Raw genomic sequence first — 17,480 nt, forward strand, 5'->3', positions numbered from 1 at the left:
TATTTAACTTGTTGCGGAACACACCATAGTAACAACGAGTGTTTACTGAACTGCAAGTTGCTCTAACAGTCGCTCCGGTGGTAAATACCCACCAATCATTTCGCCACTTGGTAAGAAAATGGATGGTGTACCACTGATACCGAGAGATTGACCAAGCGTATAGTCTTTCATGACTGTCTCTAAGCATTGTGCGATATTCTCACCGGCTTCAGGAAGCTTGCGATTGATTTTTGCTTGATGCATTGCATCTTGTGGATCGGCGGAACACCAGATGGCAGCCATTTGCTCGCCCACATCAGATTGTGGTCCTTTGCGTGGGTAAGCCATATAACGAACGGTAATACCCAGCTCATTGTAATCATTCATTTGGTTATGAAGGCGCACACAGTAGCCACACGTGATGTCGGTAAAGATCGTCACCACGTACTTTTCGTCATCCGCTTTATATTCGATCACATCATCGCTCATTGAAGCAATGCGCTCTGCATTCATCGGCGCCTGACGCTTAGCTAAGACATCTTCGTAGCCACCGCCTTCGGTATGACGATACAAAGTACCTGACATGAAGAGTTCACCATCGACTGACGAATACAAAATTCCACCACTGGTTTGAACTTCATAAAGCCCTTCGATCCCTGTCGGCAGGACATCAATAACAGTCAACTTCAGTTTGGCAAAGTTTGCCTCCAGTTGCTGTTTAGACGCTTCGCTTAAGCCTGAAGAATCCATCGTATTCACATCCGAAGATTCACTTTGAATGGCTGCTGTTTCTTCAACCTTTTCGGTCTCTTCAGCATTGCACGCCACAATAAACAGTGGCAGTAGGAATATAGACAGTCGGCGTAATACGCTCATTAAAATCACCTTTAAATTAAGCCCTTGGATGGTGCTCACTATGAATTTGTTTAAGTCTTTCAGTGGCGACGTGAGTATAAATCTGTGTCGTTGATAAGTCACTGTGCCCCAATAACATTTGCACAACTCGTAAATCGGCCCCGTAATTGAGCAAGTGAGTGGCAAACGCATGTCTTAGTACGTGTGGAGAGAGAAGCTCCGTGTCAATCTCAGCAATGACGGCATAATGTTTTATCCTATGCCAGAACGTTTGACGCGTCATCTGCCTTGCTCTTTTACTTGGGAAGACCACATCCGAGGTTTTCTCTCCCAATAGACTAGACCTTCCTTGCTCCATGAAAGTTTCAATCCAGTCGACGGCATTTTCCCCCATTGGAACCAAACGCTCTTTTCCACCTTTACCCGTAACTCGAACCACGCCTTGACGAAGGCTGATGTTCTCCATGGTTAAACTGACTAACTCTGTAACACGCAAGCCTGTCGCGTAAAGCAGTTCTAACATCGCTTTATCACGAAGCTCGAGCGGATCATTAGGATCAGGGGCATCCAACAAGGCTTCTACTTGATCTTCCGATAAATCTTTCGGCAATCGCTGAGGCAGTTTAGGACTGATCAACAACGCACTTGGGTCATCTGCTCGAATTTTTTCGCGATGCAGATATTGAAATAGACGGCGAATGGCCGACAACATTCTTGCTCGGGATGTCTGTTTATACTCTTTATCCACCAACCACGTTTGGTATTCTTGTAAGCCCGATAAGCTGATCGCATTTAAGCGATAATGGTTCTCTGACATCCATAAAACCAGTTTCTGAAGATCATTGCGATACGAGGCCAGCGTATTTTCCGATAAACCACGCTCCATCCACATCGTATCTAAGAACTGCTCCAGTATGGCTTGCTCTGGCGAAACCTTTTCTTGTTTATGCTCTGTATCACCCTGTTCAGGCGGCGCTATTTTCGACACGGGAAACCTCATTAACTCTAACTCGAACAGGTTATGTGACTGGAGGCACTAATACCACCAATTTGTCGATTTGATAAAATTCGAACTACATTCTTGGCATATTTATGGTTAAAATCCGTCATCGCTCATCAAAATTAGAACATTATGAAGATTGGTTTGTTTTACGGCTCTACAACCTGCTACACCGAAATGGCAGCGGAAAAAATACGCGCTATTATTGGGGAGGAGCTTGTAGATATTCACAATGTCAAAGAGAGTCCACTCTCATTGATGAGTGACTATGACTTATTGATTCTCGGCATCTCCACTTGGGACTTTGGTGAAATCCAAGAAGATTGGAGTGAGATATGGCAAAAAATCGCTGGCGTATCGCTAAGCGGCAAGTACGTAGCACTGTTCGGCTTAGGCGATCAAGAAGGCTATGGCGAGTGGTTTCTCGATGCGATGGGTCTTCTACATGATGAACTGAAGCAGGTTGACGCTAACCTGATTGGCTATTGGCCAAATACTGGCTATGACTTTGAAGCGTCTAAAGCCCTCACCCCAGACGGCTCTCATTTTGTTGGCCTTGCCTTAGATGAAGACTCTCAATACGAGCTGAGCGACGAACGCATTGCAACATGGGTTGAACAGGTTCTTGTTGAATACCAAGCCGCTCTCGATTAATACACAGTAACGTTAGTCAGATTCCAACAGTCGGCGTAGCTTTCGCCAATCAAACACCAATCCAGGATCAGTTTTACGCAGCGGGGCAATGTATTGATGCCCCGTAATTCGACTTGACGTAATTTTGGGGTATTCGTTCATTAGCGCCCGAGTGACACGCTTTAATGCCTGATACTGCTCTTCGGTGTAGGCCGTGTAGTCATCCCCTTCCAGCTCTATACCTATCGAATACTCATTGCATTTACTGCGCCCAGCATAGCTCGATAACCCCGCATGCCACGCTCTCTTATTGAAGGGAACAAATTGTATGACTTGCCCTTTTCGATCAATCAGGCAATGCGCAGAGACCCTCATCTCTTTAATGACGTCAAAAAATGGATGTTGTGATGCATCCAGTTGACCCGTGAAGAACTGCTCAATGTAGTCCCCACCAAATTGGCTGGGTGGCAGACTGATATTATGAATGACCAAAAGAGAAATATCCGACTCGTCATCACGGCTGTCATGGTGAGGAGATAGAAGGTGCTTTGCATCGCTGTACCAACCTTGCTGAACAATCATTTTCTCTGCCTTTTTTTAATCCATCAAAGCTCTGATTTTATCCATTCCAGTCTGAAAAGCGAGATTAATGGCTGAATTTCATTTCGACTCCGCGTATCATGCCCCTACGCTCACACCAACCATAAAATTTGCGATGAAAAACACACATAACAGCCAAGAACGCCTTGAATATTTGAAAACGCAATTGCCGCTAGAAATCACGCGTGCGGTTGCTGAAACCTTAAAAGAAGATCTTGGCGGTTCAGTTGATGTCGAAGCTGATATTACCGCGAGTTTAATCCCTGCGGATGCACACAATGTCGCAACGATCATTACGCGTGAACACGGTGTTTTTTGTGGTCAAGCTTGGGCCGATGAAGTGTTTAAGCAGATTGGCGGAACGGTTAGCATTGAATGGCACGTAAAAGACGGTGACCATGTTAAGCCCAATCAAACACTATGCACCCTGACAGGTCCATCTCGTGCGCTGTTGACTGGCGAACGTAATGCGATGAACTTCATTCAAACCTTGTCTGGTTGTGCAAGTGTGACCGCTACCTACGCGAAACAGCTTGATGGGACTGAGTGTCGCTTACTTGATACTCGCAAGACCATTCCAGGCTTACGCAGCGCACTAAAATACGCCGTTGCCTGTGGTGGCGGTTTTAACCATCGTATTGGTGTATTCGATGCTTACCTTATCAAAGAGAACCACATCATTGCCTGTGGCGGCATTGAAAAAGCCGTTTCCACCGCTAAAGCACTAAATCCTGGAAAGCCGGTAGAGATCGAAACCGAAAGCCTAGAAGAACTTCAGCAAGCAATTGAAGCAGGTGCCGATATCATCATGCTGGATAACTTCACTACCGATATGATGCGTGAAGCCGTCAAAATTAACGCTGGCCGTGCTGCCTTAGAGAACTCGGGCAACGTCACTCTGGAAACTATTCGTGAGTTTGCTGAAACTGGCGTCGATTACATTTCGGTTGGTGCACTGACTAAGCACCTGAAAGCAATGGATTTATCTATGAGATTTCAAGCTTAATTACTGAACCTCAGTAAATAAATAGAACCCAAAAGAGGCTGACTTTATAGGAAGCCTCTTTTTCTTTTTAATCACTCGTTCTTATCAACTCAACCTTTCTTATCAACTTATCCTCAATCCAGAAAATAAACCTTTAGTAGTTCGTCTATCCGAGGGTTAACCGCATTTAAAATTATCTTCTTAATATGCTACTCGTCGAATAATTTTGCAGCTCAAATGTAATGCAGTATTAAGTACAACCATTTGACTCGCGCCCAACTCCTACTCACCTATCCATATTCAACAAGTCTACTTAACCTAGCCGCATCCCTTATATATCGCAAAATGGAGAAAATAATGAAAGCGATCAATAAGAAACAAAAAGGCTTTACGTTAATTGAATTGATGATTGTTGTGGCGATCATTGGGGTTTTGTCCGCAATAGCTGTCCCTGCATACAAAGACTATGTAACTAAAAGCGAAGCTGCTTCTGCACTAGCAACAATGAAGTCTCTAATTACTCCTGCAGAATTGATTTATCAAGAAGCTGGGGAGATATCTACAGGAATTAACTTAGTAACAGCGCTCGGTATCTCTAGCGGATCGAATACTCTTGGAACCATATCAGTCGATGTAAAAGACAAAATTAAATTCACATTCTCTGACAATGCTTTAGCTACTGAAACAATCGAACTAGAACGAACAAACTCGGGGTGGGAGTGCGCATTTAGTAGCTCAACTGTTGATCTAAAAGGTTGTTCATAATAAACCATGCTCACAAACCTCCCAGCTATCTTGCGCCAGGCTGACTTAATCAGCTTGGTGCAAGAACAGAATGTGATTGAACATGTTAATGCTTCCGGTATGTCTGTACCTGAAGCATTACTCGATCTTGAGCTGTTCGATCACCAAGATCTAACCCAGCAGTTGAGTCATATCTTTGGCTTAACGCCAACAGAACTATCCCACTACGATTACGCCACTTTGTGTCATAACCTTGGCCTGCGAGAGTTGATCACTCGTTTTCAAGCATTGCCAGTACAGAATAACGGACTGGTTCTATCAATAGCGGTTTCAGACCCGACAAACAGTGAACTCGAAGACGAATTTCGCTTTGCATCCGGTTTACAGGTCGAACTTGTTCTAGCCGATTTTAAAGAACTACAAGCCGCGATTCGTCGCTTGTACGGTCATGCTGTCTCAATGCAGAGTTCATCCAATAAAGAGATCAGCCAGGATGAATTAGCAAGCTTAGTTGACGTCGCCGATGATGAACTGCAATCCATAGAAAACCTCAGCCAAGATGATGCGCCAGTAAGTCGCTTTATCAATCAAGTATTACTTGATGCAGTACGTAAAGGAGCTTCAGATATCCACTTTGAGCCCTACGACGACAGCTATCGAATTCGGCTAAGGTGCGATGGAATATTAGTCGAAACCCAAACACCAGCAAGCCAACTCAGTCGTCGACTCTCAGCAAGATTAAAGATTTTGGCCAAGCTTGATATTTCAGAGCGTCGATTACCTCAAGATGGGCGAATCAAACTCAAGCTCAATGATGTCACCGCAATTGATATGCGTGTTTCAACACTTCCGACGTTGTGGGGAGAGAAGATTGTATTGAGGTTACTTGATAGCAGCAGTGCAAACCTTGATATCGATAAACTGGGATACAGTGACACGCAAAAGAAACTCTATCTTGATGCGCTTAAAAAGCCGCAAGGCATGATATTAATGACAGGCCCAACTGGAAGCGGTAAAACCGTATCCCTCTATACTGGGCTTAGCATCCTCAATACGCCAGAAGTCAATATTTCAACTGCCGAAGATCCTGTCGAAATCAACTTATCAGGCATCAACCAGGTACAAGTTCAACCCAAAATCGGATTTGGTTTTGCCAAAGCTTTACGATCTTTCTTACGTCAAGATCCTGATATCGTCATGGTTGGTGAAATCCGCGATCTCGACACCGCTGAAATTGCGATTAAAGCCGCCCAAACAGGGCACTTAGTGCTATCAACACTGCACACCAATTCTGCGGCAGAAACCGTTGTTCGGTTAAGCAATATGGGAATCGAAGCCTTTAATTTGGCCTCTTCTCTTAGTTTGATCATTGCTCAGCGTCTCGCTAGAAAACTCTGCTCGCATTGCAAACGCCCTCACGACGATAAAGCCCTATTTGAAAAACACGCGATTAGTGAAGAAATCACGATCTTTGAAGCCAACCCACATGGCTGTAACGAGTGCAATGCTGGCTACTCTGGGCGTACCGGCATCTATGAGGTCATGCCATTTGATGCCGAACTCGCGAGCGCAGTTATTCAAGGGGCTTCTATGATCGAGATTGAAGAACTGGCTGAAAGTCGCGGCATGCAAACCCTGCAGCACTCTGGTATTGAAAAACTCAAACAAGGGATCACCAGTTATGCCGAGTTGCAGCGCGTACTCTACTTTTGATTGCACAGATAAGAATGTTTACTGATGAAAAAAATGAAAGCGATTCAACTCAAAAATTTCCGTTGGAAAGGCATCAACAGCGTTGGAAAGAGTGTATCAGGCCAACTCTTAGCGTTAACCGAACTCGAGGTTAGAGAAAAGCTCAAAGAGCAGCACATTCAGGTCAAAAAAATCAAGAAGAGCAATGTTTCACTGCTCACTCGTTTATTTCACCGAGTCAAAGCAAAGGATATTACAATCCTCACTCGCCAACTCGCCACAATGCTGACCACGGGTGTTCCAATCGTTCAAGCACTCAAGTTGGTGTCAGATAACAATCGCAAAGCGGAAATGAAATCGATACTCTCGCAAGTGAGTAAAGGCGTTGAAGCCGGAACCCCCATTTCCAAAGCACTGCGCACAGCCAGTGTTCATTTCGATTCATTGTATGTCGATTTAGTAGCGACAGGAGAGCAGTCAGGAAACCTTCCAGAAGTCTTTGAACGGCTAGCAACTTACCGTGAGAAAAGCGAGCAATTAAGAGCAAAGGTCGTCAAGGCTCTCATCTACCCAGTGATGGTCGTTTTAGTCGCACTCAGCGTCTCTTACTTGATGCTCACCGTCGTTATTCCTGAATTTGAAAGTATGTTCAAAGGGTTTGGCGCTGATCTGCCCTGGTTCACTCAGCAAGTTCTTTATCTTTCCCATTGGGTTCAAGAATACAGCCTAACCATTTTACTCTTCTTCATTGGCACTTATGTGGGCGTGAGATTGATCAGGAAGCGATCTTTTAAGGTTCGTTTATCCACCAGTCGCCTCGGACTAAAGATACCGATCATTGGCGGTGTTTTTTCAAAAGCCGCAATAGCCAAGTTCAGTCGAACCCTAGCAACTAGTTTTAGTGCTGGGATACCGATACTCTCAAGCCTAAAAACGACGGCTAAAACCTCTGGGAATCTCTACTATCAAACGGCAATTGACTCCGTACACAGAGATACGTCAGCAGGCATGCCTATGTACATTGCCATGAGAAACACCAATGCCTTCCCTGAGATGGTTTTACAGATGGTCATGATAGGTGAAGAATCAGGCAGCCTCGATGATATGCTTAATAAAGTCGCGACTATCTATGAGTTTGAAGTCGATAATACCGTCGATAACCTAGGAAAAATTCTCGAGCCACTGATCATTGTGTTTCTAGGCGTTGTTATTGGCGGGTTAGTCGTCGCAATGTATTTACCAATCTTTAACTTAATGAGTGTATTAGGATAGTATGTGCTTCTGATATGGTAGTCTCCTTTGTTGGCTGCCGTTACCCTAATTGCTCGAGTAAATATATGGAAGTGTTTGAGTTACACCCTTGGCTATTCACCACCTTTGCGGTTATTCTTGGGCTCATCGTAGGCAGTTTTTTAAATGTCGTTATTCACCGCTTACCTATCATTATGGAAAGAGAATGGCGACAAGAGTGCGCTGAGGCATTTCCTGAATATAAGATAACCCCACCTGAGGGGACGTATTCTCTAAGCATTCCACGTTCAACATGCCCAAGGTGTGATACACAATTGCGCCTTATCGACAATATCCCGGTCATTAGCTGGTTAATGCTGAAGGGCAAGTGTCATCAATGCGCAACCCCTATCTCTGCTCGTTATCCTCTTGTGGAACTGCTCACCGCAGCATTAAGTGGCGCCGTGGCTTACTTCATGGGGCCTAGCTACTTTTCCATCGCTTTAATCTTTTTCACTTTTGTCCTCATCGCTGCAACTTTCATTGATCTAGACACCATGCTTTTGCCAGATCAATTAACCTTACCGCTAATCTGGTCGGGGATTACGTTAGCTCTACTTCAAATAAGCGCAGTATCTCTTCAAGATGCCGTGATTGGTGCCATTGCTGGCTACCTTTGCCTATGGTTCGTTTATTGGGGATTCAAACTCGTCACCGGTAAAGAAGGAATGGGGTTTGGCGACTTTAAGCTGTTGTCGGCTCTAGGTGCTTGGTTAGGCTGGCAATCTCTCCCCTTGATTATTTTGCTCTCTTCCCTCGTAGGACTGGTATTTGGAATTATACAATTAAGGCTGCAGAAAAAAGGCATAGACAAGGCTTTTCCTTTTGGCCCTTATCTCGCTATTGCAGGTTGGATCAGTCTCATTTGGGGAGAACAAATTATGTCTTGGTATCTAAGCACCGCTATGGGTATCTAATTGTTCTGCTAGTCGATTTACTATTTAGGAAACGTAACCATGACATATGTAGTAGGCATTACTGGTGGAATAGCGAGTGGGAAAACAACCGTTGCCGATCTTTTTCATCAACACTTTAATATCGATATTGTTGATGCCGATGTCATCGCTCGTGAAGTAGTACTCCCTAACACGACTGGACTCAACGCCATCATAGAGCATTTCGGACAGAGTATTGTCGATGAGAGTGGCGCTTTGAACCGCGCTAAGTTACGAGAGAAAATATTTTCTAATCCGTTAGAAAAGCAATGGTTAGATGAGTTGCTTCATCCCCTTATTAGACAAGAAATGAAAGCGGCCATCGAGTCGACTTGCTCGCCCTATGTATTGCTTGTCGTTCCGTTGTTGGTTGAAAATAACCTACAAATTATGACGGATCGAATTTTAGTCGTTGATGTTAATGAACAGACACAAATCCAAAGAACAATGGAACGAGATGGCGTGCCCGAAGAGCAGGTCAAATCAATTTTAGCATCACAATCAACACGAGAAGAGAGACTGAAGTTTGCTGATGATGTGATTAAAAATGATACGAAAAACAGAGAACTTTTGCCTTATATCACAGAATTACATCAAAAGTATCTGGCTATTAGTAGTAAAAATCGGTGAGAATAACAAAGAGACATTCTAAGGCGATATCCATGACCACCCATAAGTTTGAACATCCTCTCAACGAAAAAACACGCATCTATTTGCGAGTAGAAGCGCTACTCCGCCAACTTGATGTGTCATCACAGTTTTCTGATGATCTTCAACACCTTCTGTTCTTCCGCTCTCTTTTTGATCTGTTAGAAATCTTTGAGCAAATACAGCTTAAAAGTGAGCTAGCGAAAGATATTGAGAAGCAGCGCCTAACGTATAAAAGTTGGTTAAACGTCGATGGCGTTGATCAAGCAATGCTTCTGGATGTCCTCAAAGAGGTCGATCTTGTTCATGGTAAACTAATGACTGCCGAGCGTTTTGGTCAGTCCCTTAAAGAAGACCGATTCATTAGTACCATTCGACAACGCTTTAACCTGCCGGGTGGCTCGTGCTGTTTTGACCTTCCTGCTTTACACCATTGGTTACATCTGCCCACTACGCAAAAAGAGCACGATACTAATCAATGGCTAGAAACACTAACCCCCCTGTCTGATGCCTTAACACTCTGGCTTAAGCTAGCGAGGGAGACGGGTTATTTTCAGCCTCAACAAGCCAGCAATGGTTTTTTCCAAAGTGATGCTGAAGATGCCAATATTCTACGCTTAGAGATACCACTGCAATACGGAGTGTATCCAATGATTTCTGGGCACAAGAACCGATTCGCCATTAAGTTCATTGATTTTAAATCAGGCCAAGCATGCACTCAGGACATACAATTTTCACTCGCTGTCTGCAGTTAGGTACTATGGTTAATAGCTCTAACTCATTATTCCGTCCATAAACACCTAAAGCTTTAAAGCCAATATCTGTTTGCATTCCTGCTTTCAAGAACCGACAATATCGGCACTATCAATACGAGACAGTTACCATGTCAAAAAAAATCACGATTGTTAAATGTCCCCAATGCAATGAAGGTGTTGAATGGGGAGAGCAGAGCCCTCACCGCCCTTTTTGCAGCAAACAGTGCCAAATGATAGATTTTGGTGAATGGGCAGATGAAGAAAATACCATTGCTGGTGCACCAGACATGTCAGACAGTGACGGTTGGTCAGAAGACCCATATTAAAAAAGCGAACATCGAATTAATTTAAAGGTTGAAGCCATTGGTCTCAGCCTTTTTTATTATCCATTTTACTTCACGCGCAAAAGTAAAATGGATTGAGATTTAAGCGACGGAAGAATTTCCTAAAACAAGAAAGAGGAACGGAGTTTACGATAGTAAATGAGTACCGATGACGCAGTAATAGGGAATACTAACCAGCTTAAATCCAAGACATAAAAAAGCGGGGTCCAATAGACCCCGCTTTTCTTATGAGAACGCTAGTTATAGCATTACTTCTTAGTAAGTTTCTCGCGGATACGAGCTGACTTACCAGAACGCTCACGTAGGTAGTACAACTTGGCACGACGTACTGCACCACGGCGTTTAACTTCGATGCTATCAACCATTGGAGAATGTGTTTGGAATGCACGCTCAACACCTTCACCGTTTGAAATCTTACGTACAGTGAAAGCAGAGTGTAGACCACGGTTACGGATAGCGATTACAACGCCTTCAAAAGCTTGTAGACGCTCACGATCACCTTCTTTTACCTTAACTTTAACTACAACAGTGTCACCTGGTGCAAATTTAGGTAGGTCTGATTTTAGTTGCTCTTCTTCAAGAGCCTTGATGATGTTACTCATTTTTAAAATTCCTAGAATAAACTGATACTAAATAAAATAGGTTACTGCTTACTTTTTATCGGAGCGATATTCTCGAATAAATTCAGCCAGTAATTGTTCCTGTTCGTCAGTCAGAGCTAGGTTTTCCAGAAGCTCTGGTCTTCTAAGCCAAGTACGGCCTAACGATTGTTGTAATCGCCAGCGACGAATGTCCTTATGGTTACCAGACATCAATACCGAAGGTACGGATGTGTCATCTAGCACCTCAGGGCGCGTATAGTGGGGACAATCTAACAAACCATTTGCAAAAGAATCTTCTTCTGCTGATGCGAAATCTCCAAGTACACCCGGAACAAACCGAGAGACTGAATCAATCAGCGTCATGGCTGGCAATTCGCCACCCGTCATTACAAAATCACCAATTGACCATTCTTCGTCAACTTCGGATTGAATAATGCGCTCATCTACCCCTTCATAGCGACCACAAATAAGAAGCAAGTTCTCGTTTGTTGCCAGCTCTTCAACCCCTTTCTGGTCGAGTTTTCGACCTTGAGGTGAAAGGTAAATAACCTTCGTCTTTCCCGGTGAGGCTTGCTTTGCTGTATGAATAGCATCGCGCAAAGGCTGAACCATCATAAGCATGCCAGGACCACCACCGTAAGGTCTATCATCAACAGTGCGATGTTTATCATGAGTGAAATCGCGAGGATTCCATGTCTCAATAGATAAAAGACCTTTCTTTACCGCTTGACCTGTTACTCCAAAATCAGTAACTGAACGGAACATTTCAGGAAATAGGCTAATTACGCCAACCCACATGTGTTCTCTCGCTCTATGATTTTAAAGTTAGAATCCAGGATCCCAGTCAACTTCGATCCGTTGAGCTTCACGATCAACTTTCTTGATCACTTGCTCTTCAAGAAACGGGATTAATCGTTCCTTTTGCCCGAAAGCATCTTTTAGATTTGCTTTCACTACGAGAACATCGTTAGAGCCAGTTTCTAATACATCAGAAACCTTACCCAAGTCGTAACCTTTATCGGTCACTACTTGCATCCCAAACAATTCACGCCAGTAGAACTCATCTTCTGACAATTCAGGTAATGATGCAGGGTTAATAGCAATTTCGAAATTAGTCAGTAAGTGCGCTTCTTCGCGAACTTCCAAACCGGCCAGTTTAGCCACCATAGCTTTGTTATGGCGCTTCCAGCTTTCTACTTTGTACTCAACCCACTCGCCCTTTTGTTTAATAAACCAAGGACTGTAATCGAATATGCTTTCAGCATTGTCTGTGTAGGAAAAAACTTTAAGCCAGCCGCGAATGCCATAGGTAGCACCAAACTTGCCCATAACAATTTTTTCGTTTTGCTCACTCATTGTTTCTTTTCCTTTCATCGACATAAGCTAATATCTTCACTCGTTAATTCTGCAATTAACAGTAAAAATTAAGCCGCTTTCTTAGCGTCTTTAACTAGCTTAGCTACGCGGTCAGATACAGATGCGCCTTGACCAACCCAGTGGTTAACGCGATCTAGGTCTAGACGTAGACCTTCTTCTTGACCAGTAGCAGTAGGGTTAAAGAAACCTACTTTCTCGATGAAACGGCCAGTTGCTGCATTGCGGCTGTCCGCTACTACGATTTGATAGAATGGGCGTTTTTTTGCGCCGTGACGTGCCAAACGAATGGTTACCATGTCGTCCTCTTTGCTTTCTCAAAAATAAAATTAACCCCAATAACCGTACACAAAAGTGACAGTTTGGGGTCTCGTGCCAAAATAAAGCCTCGGAATTTTACTCTTATTCCGAGGCTTTGCAAGGTATTTAGCTACTTTTTCGCCACCACAAATTGTCAGATTAATTTGTGATTTAGCTAACAGCTTGATAATAAAGTTAGCGTAGGCGTAATGAATGAAATATGAACTGGCGAATTATCGACCAAACGGGTTAAAGCCACCGCCGCCCATACCACCCATGCCGCCCATTCCACCGCCGCCCATCATGCCTTGCATGTTGCGCATCATGCCTTTCATCCCACCTTTCTGCATTTTCTTCATCATCTTCTGCATCTGAGTGAACTGTTTCAGCAAACGGTTGACATCTTGTACCTGAGTACCAGAACCCGCTGCTATACGTTTTTTGCGTGAACCTTTAATGAGTTCAGGACGCTTACGTTCCTTCATAGTCATTGAGTTGATGATCGCTTCCATCTGCTTAAACATCTTGTCATCAACTTTATCTTTGACGTTATCTGGGACGTTATTCATGCCTGGAAGCTTATCCATCATTCCCATCATGCCGCCCATGTTTTGCATCTGGCCCAGCTGTTCGCGGAAATCTTCTAAATCAAAGCCTTTCTTCTCTTTGAATTTCTTTGCCAGCTTGTCCGCTTTTTCGGTATCAACGTTACGCTGAAGATCTTCAATAAGAGAAAGAACATCACCCATGCCGAGAATACGTGATGCAACACGATCTGGGTGGAAGGGTTCAAGCGCGTCCGTTTTTTCACCCACCCCCAAGAACTTAATTGGCTTGCCGGTAATATGGCGAACAGACAAAGCTGCACCACCACGGGCATCACCATCAACCTTGGTCAGAATGACACCCGTTAACGGCAGCATGTCGCCAAAGGCTTTCGCCGTATTCGCCGCATCCTGACCTGTCATTGCATCAACAACAAACAGAGTCTCTACTGGGTTTATAGCGGTATGAAGCTCTTTGATCTCAGCCATCATATCTTCGTCGATAGCTAAGCGACCTGCCGTATCAACAAGAAGAACGTCGTAGAATTTTTTCTTGGCGTGATCGATTGCAGCATTGGCAATATCAATCGGTTTTTGATCCGCTGAGGATGGGAAGAAATCCACACCCACATCAGCAGCAAGCGTTTCCAGTTGCTTGATCGCAGCGGGACGATAAACGTCGGCAGAAACGACCAGAACTTTCTTCTTGTCTTTCTCACTTAGGAGCTTGGATAATTTACCAACACTGGTTGTTTTACCCGCTCCTTGCAAACCCGCCATAAGAATAACGGCTGGCGGTTGAGCGGCTAAATCTAGCGCTTCATTGGACTCACCCATGACCGCTTCAAGCTCTGCTTGAACAATCTTGATGAATTCTTGGCCAGGAGTAAGAGATTTAGAAACCTCTACACCGACTGCGCCTTCTTTCACGCGTTTTACGAAATCACGAACGACAGGGAGTGCAACGTCCGCTTCTAGTAACGCCATGCGAACTTCACGCAGCGTCTCTTTAATATTATCTTCGGTCAAACGACCTTTACCGCTGATGTTTTTCAGCGTTTTGGATAATCGATCGGTTAAATTGTCAAACATCTCTTTTACTCTTCGCTATCAGGCGACAAATTAAGGTGAGTATACATTAGCCACGGATGGAGTCATACCCGTTGTCATAGCCTTCTTAAGAATTGATCTCTCATCTATTGCAATTCGATCAAGATATACGATAGCCCAAGCGCTTGATGCAGGGTATAATTCCCTCAATTGACTAAATAATTTGTGGCATGAATGGATAACGTAATCGCTGTTGCTTCTGCAATTTTATACACACTTGCAATCGCAACTATTATTCCTGGGCTGGTTCAGCAAACGGGAATAAGATCAAAAACAGTCTTTGTAAGCGCAGCCCTTGCGTTGGCTTTTCATGGCTGGTTATTGAGCGACCTAATCCTAGATGGAAGCGGACAAAACCTCAGCATCCTCAATGTCGCTTCTCTTATCAGTTTCATCATTTCTCTGGTAATGAGCCTTGCCATGATGAAAACTCGCTTGTGGTTTTTACTGCCCGTCGTTTATAGCTTCTCGGCCATAAACTTGATAGGAGCAACTTTTATATCGAGTGCTTTCATCACCCACTTAGAGCATCAACCTAAGCTTCTATTGCATATCTCCCTCGCCTTATTCTCATATTCAACACTGTCGATAGGCGCGCTTTACGCTTTACAATTGGCCTGGCTAGATCACAAGTTAAAGGTTAAAAAATCTCTGGTGATCAATCCTAACTTGCCACCGTTGATGATGGTTGAGCGTCAGTTATTTAAGATCATCTTAATCGGAACCCTGCTACTCACCGGTACTTTGGCAACAGGCACAATCTTTGTTCAAGACATGTTCGCGCAAGGAAAAGCACACAAAGGAATTTTGTCATCCATCGCTTGGATCATATACACAACCTTACTTTGGGGACATTACCAAAAAGGTTGGCGTGGTCGTAAGGTCACCTGGTTTGCCGTTGCGGGCGCGACTCTGCTCACCTTGGCTTACTTCGGAAGTCGGTTTGTAAAAGAGATCATTCTCACTTAGCTCTGGTTGTTTACTCAGGGGTAAGTAACTCTTCTTGTTACCTTTTAATAGATTGTCAATATTTGAGACCTCATTGACATCCTCACTATTATCGGTCATAAATTAATCTATACATAAAAAGGGAAAATTTAGATTGGACGACATCTCCACTGTTTTTTTGTTCACGTTACTAGGCTGTTTGATTGTTATCTCAGGGTACTTCTCAGGCTCAGAAACGGGAATGATGTCTCTAAACCGCTATCGGTTAAAACACTTAGCTGGCACAGGGCATAAGGGTGCAAAACGCGTTGAAAAGCTACTAAGCCGCCCTGATCGTTTGATAGGGCTGATCCTTATCGGCAACAACTTGGTCAATATCCTAGCCTCTGCCATTGCGACTATCATTGGCATGAGACTCTACGGAGACCTCGGAGTTGCTCTGGCTACCGGTATTCTCACCTTAGTTATCCTTGTTTTTGCCGAAGTCACACCTAAAACGATCGCTTCGCTTTATCCAGAACGCGTCTCCTACGCGAGCAGCATCCTACTGATTATTCTGATGAAGGTGCTCTCGCCACTGGTTATTTTAGTAAATTTCATCACGAATGGGTTTATTCGCCTGCTTGGCGTTAAAGCGGAACACAATAGTGAAGATCATCTCAGCTCTGATGAACTAAGAACCGTGGTTAATGAAGCCGGCAACCTTATTCCTCAGCGACACCAAGACATGTTAGTTTCCATTTTGGATCTTGAGCATGTGACAGTGAATGACATCATGATTCCTCGAAACGAGATTACCGGTATCGATATCAACGATGACTGGAAATCGATCGTTCGACAGCTCACCCACTCGCCTCACGGCCGTATCGTCCTTTATCGAGATCAGATTGATGAAGTCGTTGGCATGCTTCGTCTTCGAGAGGCGTATCGCTTGATGCTCGAAAAAAACGAATTCAATAAAGAGACATTATTGCGAGCCGCCGATGAGGTGTACTTTATTCCAGAGAGCACGCCACTCAATGTTCAGCTTCTTAAATTCCAAAGAAACAAACAACGAATCGGTCTGATTGTTGATGAATATGGTGACATTAATGGTCTGGTGACACTGGAAGATATCTTGGAAGAGATCGTTGGAGAATTTACGACGTCGATTGCACCAAGCTTGTCCGATGAAATAACGCCTCAACCAGACGGCAGCTTTATGATTGAGGGCAGCACGAACATCAGAGACATCAACAAAGGGCTTCAATGGGCATTGCCAACGAATGGGCCACGCACATTGAACGGTTTGATCTTAGAGCACTTGGAAGACATTCCAGAAAGCCACATCAGCATTCGAGTAGCAGAGCACCCGATGGAAATCGTCGAATTAGAAGAAAACCGCATTAAGCTAGTGCGTGTCTTCCCAAAATCGAAAGTAGCGACTTCCAGTTAAAGTCACCTTACTCTGAGCAATGAATACAAAAAAACCTTGAGAACTAATCTCAAGGTTTTTTATTTTAATCAACGAGTTCTATCTCTTCAATAAAGAGCAAACCTACTAGTCGACTTTCAACTCTTTAAGCATCGCATCAGGAAGTGCTAACTCATCATTTTTATTGACTGAGATGCCAGCAGAAATAATGTTCTTCGCGATGTCTTGAGCTTGAGTCAATGAATGCATAGCAGCAGTACCACATTGGTATTCATTTAGCTCAGGGATTTTGTTTTGATCAGCAACCTTTAATACGTCTTCCATCGCAGCAAGCCACGCAGCAGCCACCGAATCTTCACTCGGAGTGCCAATCAGGCTCATGTAAAAGCCAGTGCGACATCCCATTGGGGAGATATCAATGATCTCGACTGAATCACCATTTAGGTGATTACGCATAAAGCCAGCGTAAAGGTGCTCAAGGGTATGAATCCCTTCTTCAGAAAGAATGTCTTTGTTTGGTGCTGTAAAACGCAGGTCAAACACCGTAATTGTGTCGCCTTTCGGTGTCTGCATTGTTTTTGCAACACGGACAGCTGGCGCATTCATGCGCGTGTGGTCAACGGTGAAACTATCTAATAACGGCATTGCTTAATCCTCTTTTTATTACTGCACTGTGCATCAGTGAAGCTCACTGATGCTACATGTCTGTTTAGGCCATTCTATTCAC

20 protein-coding genes are annotated in these 17,480 nt (G+C 44.0%); 11 read left to right on the forward strand and 9 right to left on the reverse strand.

Annotated features, from left to right (window positions below):
- Window positions 1-42: 42 nt before the first annotated feature.
- Both BCU12_RS16705 and xerD read right to left on the reverse strand, forming a co-directional pair.
- On the reverse strand, window positions 43-855 hold the full coding sequence (locus tag BCU12_RS16705; RefSeq protein WP_102405395.1) for a thioredoxin fold domain-containing protein: 813 nt from the start codon (window positions 853-855) through the stop codon (window positions 43-45).
- A gap of 16 nt (window positions 856-871) precedes the next feature.
- Window positions 872-1,750: a site-specific tyrosine recombinase XerD gene (xerD, locus tag BCU12_RS16710; protein ID WP_198599360.1), complete on the reverse strand. Its 879-nt coding sequence runs from the start codon at window positions 1,748-1,750 to the stop codon at window positions 872-874.
- A 216-nt stretch (window positions 1,751-1,966) separates the two neighbouring features.
- Here xerD and fldB point away from each other — a divergent pair, with 216 nt between their 5' ends.
- A complete protein-coding gene (fldB, locus tag BCU12_RS16715) occupies window positions 1,967-2,488 on the forward strand; it encodes a flavodoxin FldB (RefSeq protein ID WP_102405397.1) in 522 nt (173 codons plus the stop codon).
- Between the two features lie 12 nt (window positions 2,489-2,500).
- Here fldB and ampD read toward each other — a convergent pair whose 3' ends face one another.
- Window positions 2,501-3,049, reverse strand: coding sequence for a 1,6-anhydro-N-acetylmuramyl-L-alanine amidase AmpD (ampD, locus tag BCU12_RS16720; protein ID WP_102405398.1), 549 nt, complete (start codon window positions 3,047-3,049; stop codon window positions 2,501-2,503).
- A gap of 133 nt (window positions 3,050-3,182) precedes the next feature.
- Between ampD and nadC the strand changes: the two genes are divergently transcribed.
- The 8 genes from nadC to yacG all read left to right on the forward strand — a co-directional run bounded on the left by nadC (window position 3,183) and on the right by yacG (window position 10,442).
- Window positions 3,183-4,073: a carboxylating nicotinate-nucleotide diphosphorylase gene (gene nadC / locus BCU12_RS16725; protein WP_102405474.1), complete on the forward strand. Its 891-nt coding sequence runs from the start codon at window positions 3,183-3,185 to the stop codon at window positions 4,071-4,073.
- Window positions 4,074-4,409: 336 nt separating this feature from the next.
- Window positions 4,410-4,817, forward strand: coding sequence for a prepilin-type N-terminal cleavage/methylation domain-containing protein (locus tag BCU12_RS16730; protein WP_102405399.1), 408 nt, complete (start codon window positions 4,410-4,412; stop codon window positions 4,815-4,817).
- Window positions 4,818-4,823: 6 nt separating this feature from the next.
- Entirely contained in the window at window positions 4,824-6,509 is a 1,686-nt protein-coding gene (gene pilB / locus BCU12_RS16735; protein ID WP_102405400.1) for a type IV-A pilus assembly ATPase PilB, read from the forward strand.
- Between the two features lie 24 nt (window positions 6,510-6,533).
- On the forward strand, window positions 6,534-7,760 hold the full coding sequence (locus tag BCU12_RS16740) for a type II secretion system F family protein (RefSeq protein ID WP_102405401.1): 1,227 nt from the start codon (window positions 6,534-6,536) through the stop codon (window positions 7,758-7,760).
- A gap of 65 nt (window positions 7,761-7,825) precedes the next feature.
- Window positions 7,826-8,695 carry an A24 family peptidase gene (locus BCU12_RS16745; RefSeq protein WP_102405402.1) on the forward strand — a complete coding sequence of 290 codons (870 nt, stop codon included), beginning with the start codon at window positions 7,826-7,828 and terminating at the stop codon, window positions 8,693-8,695.
- Between the two features lie 39 nt (window positions 8,696-8,734).
- Entirely contained in the window at window positions 8,735-9,343 is a 609-nt protein-coding gene (gene coaE / locus BCU12_RS16750; protein ID WP_102405403.1) for a dephospho-CoA kinase, read from the forward strand.
- A gap of 32 nt (window positions 9,344-9,375) precedes the next feature.
- Complete coding sequence (gene zapD, locus BCU12_RS16755) at window positions 9,376-10,116, forward strand: cell division protein ZapD (protein ID WP_102405404.1); 741 nt, start codon at window positions 9,376-9,378, stop codon at window positions 10,114-10,116.
- A 128-nt stretch (window positions 10,117-10,244) separates the two neighbouring features.
- Window positions 10,245-10,442, forward strand: a complete 198-nt coding sequence (gene yacG, locus BCU12_RS16760) for a DNA gyrase inhibitor YacG (RefSeq protein ID WP_102405405.1) — start codon at window positions 10,245-10,247, stop codon at window positions 10,440-10,442.
- A gap of 266 nt (window positions 10,443-10,708) precedes the next feature.
- Here the strand turns inward: yacG and rplS are convergent, their stop codons facing one another.
- The 5 genes from rplS to ffh form a co-directional block, all read right to left on the reverse strand.
- On the reverse strand, window positions 10,709-11,062 hold the full coding sequence (rplS, locus tag BCU12_RS16765; RefSeq protein WP_102405406.1) for a 50S ribosomal protein L19: 354 nt from the start codon (window positions 11,060-11,062) through the stop codon (window positions 10,709-10,711).
- A gap of 48 nt (window positions 11,063-11,110) precedes the next feature.
- Window positions 11,111-11,860 (reverse strand): tRNA (guanosine(37)-N1)-methyltransferase TrmD, encoded by a 750-nt coding sequence (gene trmD / locus BCU12_RS16770; RefSeq protein ID WP_102405407.1) that lies wholly within the window; start codon window positions 11,858-11,860, stop codon window positions 11,111-11,113.
- 27 nt (window positions 11,861-11,887) lie between these two features.
- Window positions 11,888-12,442, reverse strand: a complete 555-nt coding sequence (gene rimM, locus BCU12_RS16775) for a ribosome maturation factor RimM (RefSeq protein ID WP_102405408.1) — start codon at window positions 12,440-12,442, stop codon at window positions 11,888-11,890.
- Between the two features lie 44 nt (window positions 12,443-12,486).
- Window positions 12,487-12,735 (reverse strand): 30S ribosomal protein S16, encoded by a 249-nt coding sequence (rpsP, locus tag BCU12_RS16780; RefSeq protein WP_017036646.1) that lies wholly within the window; start codon window positions 12,733-12,735, stop codon window positions 12,487-12,489.
- Window positions 12,736-12,969: 234 nt separating this feature from the next.
- Complete coding sequence (gene ffh / locus BCU12_RS16785; RefSeq protein WP_102405409.1) at window positions 12,970-14,373, reverse strand: signal recognition particle protein; 1,404 nt, start codon at window positions 14,371-14,373, stop codon at window positions 12,970-12,972.
- Between the two features lie 192 nt (window positions 14,374-14,565).
- Here ffh and BCU12_RS16790 point away from each other — a divergent pair, with 192 nt between their 5' ends.
- Together BCU12_RS16790 and BCU12_RS16795 are read left to right on the forward strand one after the other, a co-directional pair.
- On the forward strand, window positions 14,566-15,360 hold the full coding sequence (locus tag BCU12_RS16790; protein WP_102405410.1) for an inner membrane protein YpjD: 795 nt from the start codon (window positions 14,566-14,568) through the stop codon (window positions 15,358-15,360).
- Window positions 15,361-15,493: 133 nt separating this feature from the next.
- Window positions 15,494-16,774 carry a CNNM domain-containing protein gene (locus tag BCU12_RS16795; protein ID WP_102405411.1) on the forward strand — a complete coding sequence of 427 codons (1,281 nt, stop codon included), beginning with the start codon at window positions 15,494-15,496 and terminating at the stop codon, window positions 16,772-16,774.
- Between the two features lie 105 nt (window positions 16,775-16,879).
- On the opposite strand, the gene luxS is transcribed toward BCU12_RS16795, so the two are convergent.
- The gene (gene luxS / locus BCU12_RS16800; RefSeq protein ID WP_102405412.1) at window positions 16,880-17,398 is read right to left on the reverse strand and encodes an S-ribosylhomocysteine lyase; all 519 of its coding nucleotides are present in this window, start codon (window positions 17,396-17,398) and stop codon (window positions 16,880-16,882) included.
- Between the last annotated feature and the right edge of the window lie 82 nt (window positions 17,399-17,480).

This window comes from Vibrio sp. 10N.261.55.A7 (assembly GCF_002877365.1).
GTDB lineage: Bacteria > Pseudomonadota > Gammaproteobacteria > Enterobacterales > Vibrionaceae > Vibrio.

Excerpts from the sequence above, each read along its gene's own strand:
- BCU12_RS16745 (WP_102405402.1), top strand. The coding sequence starts at position 7,826 with ATGGAAGTGTTTGAGTTACACCCTTGGCTATTCACCACCTTTGCGGTT.
- pilB (WP_102405400.1), top strand. The coding sequence starts at position 4,824 with ATGCTCACAAACCTCCCAGCTATCTTGCGCCAGGCTGACTTAATCAGC.
- rimM (WP_102405408.1), bottom strand. The coding sequence starts at position 12,442 with ATGTCGATGAAAGGAAAAGAAACAATGAGTGAGCAAAACGAAAAAATT.
- luxS (WP_102405412.1), bottom strand. The coding sequence starts at position 17,398 with ATGCCGTTATTAGATAGTTTCACCGTTGACCACACGCGCATGAATGCG.
- fldB (WP_102405397.1), top strand. The coding sequence starts at position 1,967 with ATGAAGATTGGTTTGTTTTACGGCTCTACAACCTGCTACACCGAAATG.
- coaE (WP_102405403.1), top strand. The coding sequence starts at position 8,735 with ATGACATATGTAGTAGGCATTACTGGTGGAATAGCGAGTGGGAAAACA.
- rplS (WP_102405406.1), bottom strand. The coding sequence starts at position 11,062 with ATGAGTAACATCATCAAGGCTCTTGAAGAAGAGCAACTAAAATCAGAC.
- zapD (WP_102405404.1), top strand. The coding sequence starts at position 9,376 with ATGACCACCCATAAGTTTGAACATCCTCTCAACGAAAAAACACGCATC.
- nadC (WP_102405474.1), top strand. The coding sequence starts at position 3,183 with ATGAAAAACACACATAACAGCCAAGAACGCCTTGAATATTTGAAAACG.
- BCU12_RS16730 (WP_102405399.1), top strand. The coding sequence starts at position 4,410 with ATGAAAGCGATCAATAAGAAACAAAAAGGCTTTACGTTAATTGAATTG.
- yacG (WP_102405405.1), top strand. The coding sequence starts at position 10,245 with ATGTCAAAAAAAATCACGATTGTTAAATGTCCCCAATGCAATGAAGGT.
- BCU12_RS16740 (WP_102405401.1), top strand. The coding sequence starts at position 6,534 with ATGAAAAAAATGAAAGCGATTCAACTCAAAAATTTCCGTTGGAAAGGC.
- trmD (WP_102405407.1), bottom strand. The coding sequence starts at position 11,860 with ATGTGGGTTGGCGTAATTAGCCTATTTCCTGAAATGTTCCGTTCAGTT.
- BCU12_RS16705 (WP_102405395.1), bottom strand. The coding sequence starts at position 855 with ATGAGCGTATTACGCCGACTGTCTATATTCCTACTGCCACTGTTTATT.
- ffh (WP_102405409.1), bottom strand. The coding sequence starts at position 14,373 with ATGTTTGACAATTTAACCGATCGATTATCCAAAACGCTGAAAAACATC.
- rpsP (WP_017036646.1), bottom strand. The coding sequence starts at position 12,735 with ATGGTAACCATTCGTTTGGCACGTCACGGCGCAAAAAAACGCCCATTC.
- ampD (WP_102405398.1), bottom strand. The coding sequence starts at position 3,049 with ATGATTGTTCAGCAAGGTTGGTACAGCGATGCAAAGCACCTTCTATCT.
- BCU12_RS16790 (WP_102405410.1), top strand. The coding sequence starts at position 14,566 with ATGGATAACGTAATCGCTGTTGCTTCTGCAATTTTATACACACTTGCA.